Source organism: Desulfosporosinus shakirovi (assembly GCF_020595055.1).
Classification (GTDB): Bacteria; Bacillota; Desulfitobacteriia; order Desulfitobacteriales; family Desulfitobacteriaceae; genus Desulfosporosinus; species Desulfosporosinus shakirovi.
Window position 1 is genome coordinate 72969 of sequence record NZ_JAJDOO010000020.1, and the last position, 13513, is coordinate 86481.

Annotated in this window: 13 protein-coding genes, 1 tRNA gene and 1 pseudogene; 14 read left to right on the forward strand and 1 reads right to left on the reverse strand. The window is 41.5% G+C overall.

Going from position 1 to position 13513, the window contains the following annotated elements; all coding sequences use genetic code 11:
- Nucleotides 1-299: 299 nt before the first annotated feature.
- The 8 genes from LJE72_RS16700 to LJE72_RS16735 all read left to right on the forward strand — a co-directional run bounded on the left by LJE72_RS16700 (nucleotide 300) and on the right by LJE72_RS16735 (nucleotide 6455).
- Nucleotides 300-746, forward strand: coding sequence for an ACT domain-containing protein (locus LJE72_RS16700; protein WP_229248983.1), 447 nt, complete (start codon nucleotides 300-302; stop codon nucleotides 744-746).
- 58 nt (nucleotides 747-804) lie between these two features.
- A tRNA-Pro gene (locus tag LJE72_RS16705) sits at nucleotides 805-881 on the forward strand.
- 798 nt (nucleotides 882-1679) lie between these two features.
- On the forward strand, nucleotides 1680-2501 hold the full coding sequence (locus LJE72_RS16710) for a LysE family translocator (protein ID WP_229248984.1): 822 nt from the start codon (nucleotides 1680-1682) through the stop codon (nucleotides 2499-2501).
- A 5-nt stretch (nucleotides 2502-2506) separates the two neighbouring features.
- Nucleotides 2507-3283: an AraC family transcriptional regulator gene (locus tag LJE72_RS16715; RefSeq protein WP_229248985.1), complete on the forward strand. Its 777-nt coding sequence runs from the start codon at nucleotides 2507-2509 to the stop codon at nucleotides 3281-3283.
- A 213-nt stretch (nucleotides 3284-3496) separates the two neighbouring features.
- The gene (locus LJE72_RS16720) at nucleotides 3497-3937 is read left to right on the forward strand and encodes a MarR family winged helix-turn-helix transcriptional regulator (RefSeq protein WP_229248986.1); all 441 of its coding nucleotides are present in this window, start codon (nucleotides 3497-3499) and stop codon (nucleotides 3935-3937) included.
- A 144-nt stretch (nucleotides 3938-4081) separates the two neighbouring features.
- Complete coding sequence (locus LJE72_RS16725) at nucleotides 4082-5209, forward strand: epoxyqueuosine reductase (RefSeq protein ID WP_229248987.1); 1128 nt, start codon at nucleotides 4082-4084, stop codon at nucleotides 5207-5209.
- Between the two features lie 419 nt (nucleotides 5210-5628).
- Nucleotides 5629-6162 carry a hypothetical protein gene (locus tag LJE72_RS16730; RefSeq protein ID WP_229248988.1) on the forward strand — a complete coding sequence of 178 codons (534 nt, stop codon included), beginning with the start codon at nucleotides 5629-5631 and terminating at the stop codon, nucleotides 6160-6162.
- Between the two features lie 119 nt (nucleotides 6163-6281).
- Nucleotides 6282-6455 (forward strand): hypothetical protein, encoded by a 174-nt coding sequence (locus LJE72_RS16735; protein WP_229248989.1) that lies wholly within the window; start codon nucleotides 6282-6284, stop codon nucleotides 6453-6455.
- A gap of 155 nt (nucleotides 6456-6610) precedes the next feature.
- Here the strand turns inward: LJE72_RS16735 and LJE72_RS16740 are convergent.
- A pseudogene (locus LJE72_RS16740) lies at nucleotides 6611-6700 on the reverse strand (DUF2922 domain-containing protein); the annotation flags it as partial.
- A gap of 22 nt (nucleotides 6701-6722) precedes the next feature.
- On the opposite strand from LJE72_RS16740, the gene LJE72_RS16745 reads away from it, so the two are divergent.
- The 6 genes from LJE72_RS16745 to LJE72_RS16770 form a co-directional block, all read left to right on the forward strand.
- Nucleotides 6723-7028, forward strand: coding sequence for an HI0074 family nucleotidyltransferase substrate-binding subunit (locus tag LJE72_RS16745; protein ID WP_229248990.1), 306 nt, complete (start codon nucleotides 6723-6725; stop codon nucleotides 7026-7028).
- 725 nt (nucleotides 7029-7753) lie between these two features.
- Nucleotides 7754-9508 carry an acyl-CoA dehydrogenase family protein gene (locus tag LJE72_RS16750; protein WP_229248991.1) on the forward strand — a complete coding sequence of 585 codons (1755 nt, stop codon included), beginning with the start codon at nucleotides 7754-7756 and terminating at the stop codon, nucleotides 9506-9508.
- 63 nt (nucleotides 9509-9571) lie between these two features.
- The gene (locus tag LJE72_RS16755; RefSeq protein WP_229248992.1) at nucleotides 9572-10426 is read left to right on the forward strand and encodes a 3-hydroxyacyl-CoA dehydrogenase family protein; all 855 of its coding nucleotides are present in this window, start codon (nucleotides 9572-9574) and stop codon (nucleotides 10424-10426) included.
- 23 nt (nucleotides 10427-10449) lie between these two features.
- Complete coding sequence (locus LJE72_RS16760; RefSeq protein WP_229248995.1) at nucleotides 10450-11232, forward strand: enoyl-CoA hydratase/isomerase family protein; 783 nt, start codon at nucleotides 10450-10452, stop codon at nucleotides 11230-11232.
- Between the two features lie 78 nt (nucleotides 11233-11310).
- On the forward strand, nucleotides 11311-12504 hold the full coding sequence (locus tag LJE72_RS16765) for a thiolase family protein (RefSeq protein WP_229248996.1): 1194 nt from the start codon (nucleotides 11311-11313) through the stop codon (nucleotides 12502-12504).
- A gap of 372 nt (nucleotides 12505-12876) precedes the next feature.
- Nucleotides 12877-13513: PAS domain-containing protein (locus tag LJE72_RS16770; RefSeq protein ID WP_229248998.1), on the forward strand; the 637-nt coding region annotated here is incomplete at its 3' end.

Below are 13513 nucleotides of genomic sequence, written 5' to 3' on the forward strand. Positions count from 1 at the left end.
TCTGATAAACAACTTAACCATGACCAGCAGTAACTATCTCATATCAAGTCGGACTGCTTCTGAAAATAAGGAGGGCGTGCCAGGGTCCTTCCCTGACCAGCTGTGACGCGTAATTATCTGGCCGGTTATATCAATCTCTTCTAAATATTTGTCCTATGGCTTAGAAATCGGTTTATGCTTTAAACGCTAAAAGATTACGAAGAGTTGAATGTTCTTGCAATACTCACACAAATTAACATATAATATGAATAAATCATTATTGCCGGGTAAGATTAGAAGAGTTAGATAGGGGCGATTTAGTGGCTGGCAAGACTAACGATTTTTTAATTGTCAGTAAAGATATTTTGCCGGAGGCCATTTTAAAGACTGCGCAGGTGAAAGAACTCCTTGTAAAAGGAGATACCGAGACAATTAACGAAGCTGTGGAGCGTGTAGGTCTTAGCCGAAGCGCTTTTTATAAATACAAGGATGGCGTATTTCCGTTTTACGAGGCTAGTCGTGAAAGAATCGTTACGATTTCCTTGATTCTAGAAAACAAAGCAGGGGTGCTTTCTCACGTTCTTAACTTTATTGCCTCAGTAAAGGGTAACGTTCTGACAATAAACCAAGGGATCCCCTTGCAGGGAGTTGCCAATGTCTCGATTTCCATCGAAACTGCTGGAATGGCGGATACTCCGGAGAACCTTTTGACTGGGCTTGAGGAAATCGTTGGAGTAAGAAAAATTGAAGTTATCGGTCAAACTTAGGTTGCGATTTTGGATTAAATATGGTATCCTTTAAAAGCCTTAACAAGAGGGCATTAATCGGGGCGTGGCTCAGCTTGGTAGAGCGCTACCTTGGGGTGGTAGAGGTCGCATGTTCAAATCATGTCGCTCCGACCAGTAATTTCAAGGCTTTCAGCCTTTTGGAAATATGGCAAAACAGTAAATTAATGCAACTGTTTTTAATCAGCTTTTTTAAACTAGATTCCTCCCATTTGGGGGGGCTTTTTTTGTCTTTTTTTAGTAAGCCGTTCATAATTGCGCCCGCTTCAGCTTTACCTCGGGCATAACGTGAGCGTAGGTGTTACCCTTAGCAGATATATCCGCATGGGTCACTGGTGCGATCAGCTATCAAGTTATTAGCTACCCCGAGGCTACGAGGGGAGATCCACTTAAGTGGAGATCAGGACTATTCAAACAAACTCATTTCTTTATAGTAACTTATTTAGATGAGGCAACGTCTTTCATTTATATCAGCCCGGTCTCTCAATAGCATGGGGTCCAGCGCACAAGACCCTTTTCCTAAGGCTTAAATAGTAGCCGGGGTAGCGCAACGCCCGGGCCCACCACTTTTTGAAAGTAATGCCACGGTTTATTAACTAGCTTTTCTAACTAGGGCTTGCTAACCCACCCTTTTCTCTCTTAGGCAACCAGAATATTGCGGTTTTCCGCCTTAATATCCAACTCAGACTTTGGGCAATCCGACAAGGGTGGATTGGCGCTATAGCCCTCACGCTTGTCTGGGGCTCGGCATATCCTATAGCGGGATCTGAAAAGCCATTCCATAAAGGGATTGGCAGCCGGTATGAGGATGGAAATTTCCAACAGGACGCCCGAGCAAATCCCGTCCGAGGTTAACTTTATCAAGGAACAAAGCAGCAAAATGTTGCGTAGAACGCCGTTGGGATCGGACGGCTTTTGACGGAAACCAAAGAGCTGGCACCCCATGGGGAGTGGCTCAAATGGCCGACAGAATCAGTGAGTTACTCCCCCCGTCGGGGAAGAGAGGCCAAATGGTGCATCGATGCAACATTTGATTTTAAAAATAGCCAAAGGAAGTTTTGCATAGTTGCAATAATATACTATATGCCTCAAATTTTAGGATGTATAATTCATGAGAATACTTCCAAAGGAGTTTACTTTATGAATATCACATCTTTTTTAATATATTGCTTTATTGTTACCTTTACACCTGGGCCTACAAATATTGTTATATTATCCACAGCGCATAACTTTGGGACAAAAAGGGCAATGGAATATGCATATGGAGCAACTATTGCTTTTGGTTTATTACTTGGTATTTCCGTTATGTTGAATACTGTACTTATAGCAATGATACCAAAGATTTTAATTGTTATGCAGATCATCGGAAGCTTCTATATGCTCTATCTTGCTTATCAAATATACAAAATGGATGTATCAGAGGCGGCAGAGAAACAAACGGCTACGTTTGTTTCTGGCTTTCTTATGCAGTTTGTCAATCCAAAAGTCGTACTGTTCACAATGACAGTCATTCCAAGCTTTGTAATGCCATACTATACTGCTGCGCCTGCACTTGCAGTATTTGCTGCAGCCATAACGATTATTGGATTTTGCGCATTTGTTACATGGGTTCTCTTCGGTGTAATGTTCAAGGAATTTTTGAAGAAATATCAAAAGACTGTTAATATAGTTATGGCATTATTTTTGGTTTATTCTGCGATACTGGCATCTGGGGTAGTTGAGCTAATTAAGAGGTGATTCATATGGATAGATTTATATATAAAAAATCCGCGGGTGTTACTGTGTTGTCAGCAAGTTTTGCTGATTTTAAATATAAAAAGCACTCTCACAAGGAGTATGCATTAGGTGTAACACTGCGAGGCATTCAGCAGTATAACTTAGATGGTAATTTTCAATCATCCTATCAAAATGGTGTTATGCTTTTTAATCCGGAACAGCCGCATGACGGTAGGGCACATGATAAGACAGGTATTGATTATGTTATGGTATATATTGAGCCAAAACTGTTTTTAGAGATTCTTGAAAAGAAGGATATAGTCCGCTTCTCTTCTCCAATTGTGTATAATTACAGGCTTCAACAAAGAATTCTAAACCTTTCTTGTGCAATATTAGGTGGAAAAGCTGAAGCATTGTGCAGTGAATTGCTTTTATCTCTTGCGGATAGCTTTACCCAGCCCAATCTTTTTATGAGTTACAGGAAGGATAATGATCTAACCAGAAAAGCAAAGGATATGATTCATTGCAGCCTGGAAAATGTACTAAGACTTGATGACATTTGTAGTGAACTTGATATTTCAAAATTTCAGTTCATCAGAATGTTTAAAGCAAGTACCGGAATTTCACCATATCAATATTTTCTAAACGGCAAGGTAGAACTTGCAAAGCAGTTAATAGAAAAATACAAAGATGTTTATTCGGCAGTAGCAGAATGCGGTTTTGTTGATTTAACACATTTAAATAAGCATTTTAAAAGTATCTATGGAATAACAGCCTTTGAATATATGTCCTCCCTAAGTTAGGGAGGACTAATGATAAAAGACAGTATTCCTTATAATCGGCTTTTTGAATCATAAATTATTTATCACCATGGCCTGATGACCTCAACCTGGCCTTTTTCATGACCCTTCATCGATGTTGACTACCTGCCAGAAGCATTGTACAATATTGTAGAGAAATAATGAGTGTATATACACGTTTTGGTATACATAATATATAGAACAAGGCGGTAATCAATGAAACATATCAGATACGATCTTAAATCTTCTAGCCCTTGTCACTGTTTGAATATAAGGCGCGCTTCTCGGGCGGTAACCCAATTTTATGAAAAGGTTTTGGAACCAAGCGGACTTAAAGTTACGCAGTATTCGTTATTGCGGAATCTCGAACGAGTGGAGTCAGTTAGTATGAGTGCACTAGCCAAAACCATGCGTATTGACCGAACTACTCTGAACCGGAATATGAAGCCACTGATGAATGCTGGTTTAATAATGGTTAATTCCGGAGAAGATTCGCGCTCTAGGCATGTGATGCTCACTGATGCTGGCAAAGCCGCGTTGGTCAACGCTTGGGCGCTATGGGGTGAAGCGCAAACATTATTGGAGGAATATTTGGGAGTGGAAGAATTAGATGTTTTTGAGAAATTGCTTTCAAAACTGGAGGCTCTGACTCGGTAAATCTGTGTTAGGAGGCAAGGTTATGTAATAATGCTTATCATTGAAGATCTTTATCATTAAATTGGTGTATATACACATTATGCTAAATCTAATTTGACAAAATCAAAATCGGAACTTGACGGAAATTGAGAGGAGAGACGAACTATGTCGCTTACAACACAAATTAAAGAATTTGCCTTAGATATGGGGTACAGCAAGGTCGGCATTATTCCTGCCGAAAGCTTTCCTGAATACATCGCTGATTTAACCGATAGACATGAGATGTATTCATTTTATATCAAAGGACCGTCTCGTCCGTTGGTTGCAGCGGAACCCCGTTCGCTGATGCCTACGGCGAAGTCCATCATTACAACAGTTTATGATTATGCACAAAAGAGCTTTCCGAAGGAATTGACCGATAAAATCGGCCGCGTCTATCAAGCGAGGTGTTATAATGCACCAGATGAACGGATCAATGGAGCCAGACCACAACTGATGCGGGAATTTCTGCGCAAACTCGGGTGCGAAGTGGGTGATAAGATAAGTTTGCCAGAAAGATTGGTTGCGGCTAAAGCAGGTATAGTCAATTACGGTAGAAATAATTTCGCTTATGCCGAAGGTATTGGATCTTTTATCTATCTTACATCCTTTGTAGTCGATATAGAGCTCGACTATGATAGTCCAACCGTTGAGGTTGGTTGCCCGGAAGGCTGTTCCGCCTGCATGAAAGCTTGCCCTACTCAAGCCATTTATGAGCCGCTAAAATTGAATCCGCGCCGTTGCATTGCGTTTAATACATTCATAACGCAGGATCGTATGGCCGGAAGTCACATTGAACCTGAAATCCGTGAAAAGATGGGGACGAAGGTTCATGGATGCGACATTTGCCAAGAGGTATGTCCCCGCAATCAGACAAGATTAAAAGAAAAACTGCTGGACGATGAGTTTTTGGTGAAAGTGGCTCAGGATTTCAGTCTCTCACAAATGCTCAATATGACAGATGAATTTTATTCGTCAAGAATACAGCCGCTGATGTACAACTATATAAAAGAAAGGAAATACTTTCAGCGGAATGCCGCCATTGCTCTTGGTAATCTAGGCGACCCGGCATTTGTTCCCAATCTCGCAGTTGCCATGAATGATCCTGAAGATTTAGTACGTGGTTATGCCGCATGGGCTTTAGGGAAAATCGGTAACAGATCAGCCCAACAAATTCTTGAGGATAATCTTAGCGAGGAAACAAGTGAATCTGTAAAAGAAGAGATTAGAAGCGCTTTATTTAGAGTGAAATAAGGGGCGAACTAAATCGAAGTGGAGGATATGAGCAAAAGGCATGGAGTTTACAAATAAAAATCCCCTCACTATGAGGGGTGATAGAAGGAGGATGAGAAAATGAAAAGCCGAAGTGGTATTGAGCCTTCTTAATAGATTTGCTCAAGCCAACGGATACTAAAATGGCAATCAGAGACCACAAAGTGGTCTTTTTTTGTCCTCGATTCACTTCTTCGCCATATTTCGCCGTCAATTTGGAATATAATCGTTTTTATGCTATGACAACGTTTGCAAACGATTAAGGGCAGGCAATATAGATAGTACCTATATTGGTTGAAGTGTATGTCCAATCCAGTAATAACTAAGTTTTAATAATTAATTTAAAAATATTGAGGGGTAAATATAGATGAACGAAGAGAGCCTAAAACATTGAGTATAGAATGCATAATCTTCTAACAGGTGAAGATATAGTACTTTCTGAGCGGTCAAATGATTTTTGGCATTTTCTTGCTGCAAATGAGAACATTATCATTGCAGATGCAAGCCTGCAGGACGATTTCGGGCTCTACTCAATTGACCTTGCAACAGGAATAATGGAAAAACTTTTAAGCTTGCGCGTGCATGAGGGATACATAGCTAACGGAAAATTCTATTATACATCACATGAGAAAAAGGGTTTAGGGTCAATACATTTAAACGGTGATGCCCCAGAGGAAATAACTTTACCAGTAATGAATGAAACTTTCTTCGTCAAACGTATTACAGGTTTTGGCGATTTCCTGTACGTTGCAGCTTATTATGATGGAGAAGGCCACATTATACGTATTCATTTAAAAACACATGAAACAACAATACTTGCTAATGGTTTTGGCGCAATATGGGAGCTATGCTCAGATGGAAAAACACTTTATGTCTATGACACAAAGTCTCCTACTGATAAGAGGGGAAATATTACAGTGATTCCTCTTGAATAAGGCTGCCTAGAACTCCATTAAGCGCAAGATATCCTGCCAGTTTTGTTACCCAAAAGGAACATAACAGAAGAAATAACTCTAGGGTTTTGGGTGCGACGAAAACGACCGGAGGGAAAGTTATGGATGCAAATCAAATAGTAAATCAATACGCAGTAGGATGGGGTACGTTGTCATTAATAAACGCTGGAATAGCACAGGGCAAAAATAGATCAGGCTTTAATTGGTTTTTGTTAACGCTATTCTTAGGGCCATTAGCCACATTATTTTTGGTCCTTTCTAATAAAATAGAGTAAATATTATTTGCTATGTCACATTCCTATTTAAGCGCAGGATATCCAGGCAACTGAGCTAGGGATACCGGGCCGACTGCTGACAAATATGACTTTGTCAGCAGTCGGTTCACTGATTCAGCCGGGGGTAGAATTAACGCTGTCTTAAAAGCTGCCGGTTAAGCCTGCGGCGGGGCAAAAAGGTCGTTGGTTGTGGGATCTATAACCTTAATATCCCGTATTCCGGTCAGCGCGCCGCTGGACGTAAGGAGAGGGATGGTGTAATCCTATATGAGTAAGTTGAAGGATAAACTCAGTAATTTTAATAATGAGCTTCAAAGGCTTAAAGAAGCAGATAAAGAGCATAAAAAGCAAGGGGTAAGCGACGTGGTCCGTGATGGGTTTATTCAGAGATTTGAGTTCACCTATGAGCTTGCATGGAAGACCACTAAGGTGTTCCTTGAAGATACGGGTATATTAGATGTTAATTCTCCAAAAGCAGTGATTAAAGAGGCATATGCTCAAAAACTTATTAGTGACGAAAAAAACTGGCTACTTATGTTGAATGACAGAAATATGACTTTCCACATGTATTAAGGAAGACATGGCGGTGGAAACTGCCGAAAGAATTTCTGGTCGCTATATTAAAGAATTCGAATTGCTTTTGGAAGAATTACAAAAGTAGTATCGAAGATATCTTTAGTCCTAAAAATTTATGGAGGGGCAATTCTTCTATTATGCGTTTAAATGACGTAGCTAAAGCCTCGTCCAAATCTTATTCCTCCTCTTGCGATTATTTATTCACTGGTACCCCCTTGTAAACTTCGTGTTTAGATGCAAAGGGGAATTAGTAATCTTTGCCAACAGGTTGATGATACCACAAAAATAGAAGATATATAATACTCTAAATAATAAATTAAATATTGTTTGTTACATATCTCAAGACAAGGTAAATTAATGACTCTAATGACCACCTAATTCTTTTTCCAGGAATCAGGTGGTCATTTTTGAACGTCAATTTTGACCTTTTTAGTCTTCTGATCTCTCTTTTTAGGACTGTTCAATTAGACTATATTAAATAGAGACTGCTAATCATGAGGCTTGAATTATGGACCAGCAAAAGAATGTGACCCAGCACAGTACAAGAACTTATAACGCTGATGAGTGCAAAAGGAGTGTTGACACGCATAATTATCGTGGCACAAAAATTGCATATATTTACAATATACTGAATAATTAGAAATTTTATCTCGGAAAAATGAAGAAGGAGGTATAATGGAGTTCGTATTCCAATTATTCTCAATGAAAGTGAGAGTGAGCCAATGACTAGCTTACCTAAAGGGGGAAGTTTTATCTTCGGGCAAACCAACCCCCAAGATATATTCACGCCCGAGGATTTCACGCTTGAACACAAAATGATTTATAGGACGACGGCGGGTTTCATAACGGATAGCGTTCTGACCAGAATAGATGAACTGGAAAACAAAAAAGAAGGTCTGATTAATGAACTTCTGGAGGCAGCCAGTGATTTAGGTCTTAATGGTGCTGATATTTCGGAAGAATATGGCGGCATGGAGATGGATAAAATCAGCACTACCATTATTGCCGAATGTATAGGAAGAGCAGGTTCCTTTGCTCAGACCCAAGGCGGCCAAGCAGGTATTGGCAGTATGCCTATTGTCATGTTTGGAACCCACGAACAAAAGAAGAAGTATCTGCCGGGATTAGCCATCGCTGAAAAAGTCGGGGCCTATGCTTTGACTGAACCGGGAGCGGGGTCGGACGCTTTGTCTGCTAAGACTAGAGCAGACTTAAGTCCTGATGGAAAGTATTATATTTTAAACGGAACCAAACAGTTTATTACCAATGCCGGAATGGCCGATGTATTCATAGTTTATGCCAAAATAGACGGGGATAAGTTCACTGCTTTTATCGTAGACGGAGATTCTGAAGGTCTTTCTACCGGGGCAGAAGAACATAAAATGGGTATAAAAGGATCCTCCACCCGATCGGTAATCTTTGAAGATGTAAAGGTGCCGGTAGAAAACTTGTTGTTTGAGATCGGTCGAGGTCATGTGGTGGCTTTTAATATACTGAATCTGGGTCGGTTTAAACTGGCAGCTACTTCTGTTGGTATGGCTAAATTTGCTTTAGAGCTAGCAGCAACCTATGCTAATGACCGCAAGCAGTTTGGCACACCCATTGCAAATTTCGGTCTCATTAAGGAGAAACTGGCCGAAATGGCGATTAAAATTTACGTCACCGAGAGCATGGTCTACCGGACTGGCGGCTTGTTAGAGAACATGATGAACAGTCTGGATACCTCTGGTAATGACGGAGGCCAGGTAGCTGCCAAGGGTATTGAGGAATATGCCCTGGAGTGCTCAATGAACAAGGTTTTTGGCACAGAAACATTGGGCTATGCTGTAGATGAAGGGGTACAAATCCATGGCGGGTACGGATTTAGTTCAGAATACACTATCGAAAGACTATATAGGGATGCAAGGATTTACCGTATTTTCGAGGGGACCAATGAAATAAATCGGGTTTTGATTCCTACTACCCTGCTGCGTCGAGCGGCTAAAGGGGATTTACCCCTTCAGAAAGCCATCGAAAAACTTAAAGGAGAGATCGCCGCCGGAAGTTTGGTCAGAAAAGGGGAGGCGGGGTTGGTACAGGCAGCAAAGGATATCTTCCTGTTGACCATGGGTGCCGGGCTTCAAAAGTATGGGAAAGACTTGCAGAAACAGCAAGAAATACTTGGCAGACTGGCTGATTTAGCGATTAGAGTCTTTGCCATTGAAAGCGCCTGGCTTCGGGCTCAAAAGGCAGCAGCTAATGATGGTGGGACTAAGGCAAAACTTAAGCAGAATATGGCTATGGCCTATATTAATTCTACTGTTGGCCTGTTGGAATATTCGGCGAAAGAAACCTTGACAGCTCTTGCTGAAGGTGAGGAATTGGCAAGCCTACTGGATGATTTACAGAGGTTGACCAAATATACTACTCGGAACACGATAGCTCTAAGACAGGAGATAGCTGCAGCTATTTCAGAAGACGGTAAGTATGCAGTGTAGTTTTTTTGAGGTACTGTGTTACGTCTTAAAGTGTAAAGGTTAATTAATAAAGGAGGATGTACAATGGAATTCAAGAAAGCAGCTGTTATTGGCGGGGCAGGCACTATGGGATCTGGTATTGTACAAACGATCGCTCAAGCCGGGATCGAAGTCTTACTTTTTGAAACGAATCTGGAAGTAGCTCAAAAAGGAAAGATAAAGCTGGACAAGGTCGTCCAAAAACTAGTGGATAAAGGTAAAGTATCCGCTCAAGATAAGCAGAATATGCTGGACAAGATTGTTTTATGTGACAATTATCAAGCAATTGCAGACGTAGACTTGGTAATTGAAGCGGTTTTTGAGAATATCCAGTTGAAAAAAGATATCTTTAAACAACTTGATGAAATTGTTAAGCCGGGGGCTATCCTTGCTAGCAACACATCCGCTCTGTCTCTGACGGAAATTGCCAGTGCTACCAAAAGACCGGACAAAGTCATAGGGTTGCATTTCTTTAATCCAGTGCCCGTAATGAAGTTGGTCGAGTTGGTAATGGGTTTGGCGACCAGCGAAGAAACTTATCAGGCTTCAGCGGTTTTTTGTGAACTAATTGGCAAAAAGGTGATCAAAGCCAAAGATACCACGGGTTTTTTAGTGAACTATCTTCAGATTCCGTTGCTTAACGGGGCGGTAGCCGCATATGAGGCAGGACTATCCTCGGCTGAGGATATCGACAAAGCATGCGTGCTAGGGATGAATCATCCCATCGGTCCTTTGGCTTTATTAGATCTGATAGGGCTGGATACTGCTTTAGACGTATTCAATGTTATGTATGAGGGAACAGGCGATATGAAGTTTTGGCCGCGTACTGTTCACAAGCGCCTGGTTCAAGCGGGACATCTGGGCCGAAAAACCGGCAAAGGCTTTTTTACCTACAATTAATAGGTAACGGGAGGAAAAATTTTATGGCTGAGAATAAGGTCGTTGAACTTTTGATTTCTGAAAGCGTTGGGATTATTACCATTAATAATCCACCTGTAAACGCTCTTACCTTGGATGTTAGGGAGCAATTGAAACAGGTACTGCAGGCAGTAGAAGGAAATGCGGAGATCCGTGCCTTGGTAATTACCGGGGGTGGGGCAAAGTGTTTTGTTGCAGGTGCAGACATTAAAGATTTTCCCAAGCAGATGGAAAGCGGTCCGAGAGAAAATGCGACGATCTATAAAGAAATGTTTAATTATCTGGAGGAAACGCCCAGACCTGTCATCGCAGCCTTAAATGGCCTGGCTTTGGGCGGAGGGTGCGAGTTGGCTTTAGCCTGTGACATTAGAATAGCCGATGAAAAAATGAAAATCGGTTTGCCGGAAGTGACCCTGGGCTTGATTCCCGGACTTGGCGGTACGCAAAGACTGGCGAGGTTGATCGGGCCATCTAAAGCTAAAGAATTGATGTTTACAGGAACATTCATTGCGGCTGATGAGGCTTTGCGGATTGGACTGGTTAATCAAGTTGTGCCTCAAGGTACAGCCTTAGGAGAAGCTCTTAAGCTGGCCCAAAAGCTCGCTAAGGGGGCCGGTGTGGCTATAGGTTATGCAAAGCATCTAGTTAATAAGGGGACTGAGATTCCTTTGCAGGATGCAATGGAAATGGAAATGCAACATATTGAAAAGATCTTTGGTTCAGAGGATCTGCAAGAGGGCCTTGAGGCATTTATCCATAAACGCCCTGCAGTGTTTAAGAACAAGTAAATATCAGACAGGAATCATCTCGAGTTCCAGTGGGAGAACCGAGGGTATTAACTTATAGCATTATAGGAGGTTTTTTAAATGTATTCAAAGGTTTATATTCCATATGGCGGTTACTACAGTACACCCTTTGCTCGTTGGCAGGGGAGTTTGCAAAATGAACATGCTGTTGAACTGGCAGGGTCGACGGCTAAGAAATGGCTCGCCACCAAAGAAATTGATCCAAAGATATTTGAATACCTTGTTTTTGGTAAAAGCATCGGACAACTGTATACATTTTACGATGCTCCTTGGGCTGCATCTCTAATGGGTGCCCCAAATATTACTGGTATGCATATTAGTCAAGCCTGCTCTACTTCCACGACAGTTTTAAATCAAGCCGCTGCAGCGATCGAAACAGGTCTTTACGAAACCTCATTTTGCTTGCTGACAGACCGTTGTTCTAATGGCCCTTTCACAATTTGGCCTAACCCAAAGGGGCCGGGAGGCGAAGTGATTAAGGAAAGTTGGATGATGGATAACTTTGACGGTGGTCCCTGGGGCGGGGTTGCCATGATTCAAACTGCTGAAAACGTGGTCAATAAGGCCGGCGGAATTACAAAGGAAGACGTTGATAGGGTAACTGCCAGACGTTACGAGCAATATCAGGATGCTTTATCTGGGGATCGAGCGTTTCAAAAACGTTATATGATACCCGCAGAATATAAAATAAGCAAAAAGAAAATGGGCATGGTTGAAGCAGATGAAGGGATTACTCCCACGACTCTGGAAAGTTTGACTCCCTTAAAACCAGTTATTCCAGGCGGGGTGCACTCATTTGGCGCTCAAACCCATCCGGCGGATGGCAACTGTGGGCTTATTGTAACCACAAGAGATAAAGCGCGGGAACTGAGTACGGATAAAAACCTGGAAGTTCAGATAGTATCCTATGGTTATGCCCGTGCCGAACAAGCGCATATGGCTATGGCTGTAGTCCCTTCAGCAAGAATGGCTCTAGAAAAAGCCGGGATTGGCATCAAGGACGTAAAAGCAATTAAGTCTCATAATCCATTTACGGCTAATGATTTGTATATGGCTAACGAAATGGGTCTGGATGTTATGACCATGAATAATTACGGTTGTTCACTTGTTTATGGGCATCCCCAAGGACCTACCGTTGGTCGGGGAATTATGGAAATGATTGAGGAACTGGCTATTCTAGGCGGAGGTTATGGTCTGTTCACTGGATGTGCGGCCGGCGACACTGGTGCAGCCATGGTTATCAAGGTTTCTTAAACAGGATATAAGAAGCCCAGGGGGAAACCGTTTAATACTGTAATTGTGAATTCTAGCCTTCTTGGGGTTAAAGCAATCATTTAACTCCAGAAGGCTATACAATTCTATAACAACATAAGTTCCTTGTGACAAAAACACAACATATAGATCATGGTATCCTGTACACAGTCCTGACACTAAATATTAAAACAAATATCACGATGTCTCATATATATGATATTTTGAACCCTAACCATGCAAATAATACGATCAAGACAATTGCATGACCTATTAGAAAGATTGGTTCATGAAAGATTAGAATCGTTCAAATATAAGGATTGACAAAATCTTGGTCCTAGCTTGTTGTTTAGTCTCAAAAAAGGAGTGGATTGAATGGAATCGTCAGAAGAAATAAGTAACCAAGAACTGCCCAAACAACTTCAGAAACGAATTAAGCAATTAGAGCACCTAAATCGAGACTATTTGGGAATGCTTGAAAACTCTTATGATGGGTTGCTTATTGCGGATGGAGAAAGCAGGATTTTATATATCAATCCCTCGATAGAACGAATTATGGGGCTTAAGTACCCGGATTCCATTGGTCAAACAACAAAAGCCCTGATCGAAGCGGGGATAACTGACGCCAGTGCAACGCTGAAGGTTATTGAGTCCGGTCAGAAAGAAACTGTCGTGATTAACACGATTAATGGCAAGATTGCTCTAAGTACTGGTGTTCCTAGTTACGATAGTAACGGAAAAATCCATAGGGTTTATTGTAACGTGCGGGATATCACGGATTTAAATCAACTAAAGCAAAAACACCAGCAAACTCAAGTGCTTGCCTCGAAATATTTAGCAGAACTTAATCAGCTTAAGAAAAATAATAACTCGGAGATCATCGCCCATAGCAAAGAAATGCGCAAGGTTATTGATTTGGCGTATCGAGTAGCTAATGTCGACAGTTCGGTGCTGTTACTAGGCGAGTCTGGGGTGGGGAAAGACTTAATTGCTAAAATAATTCATAAGGCAA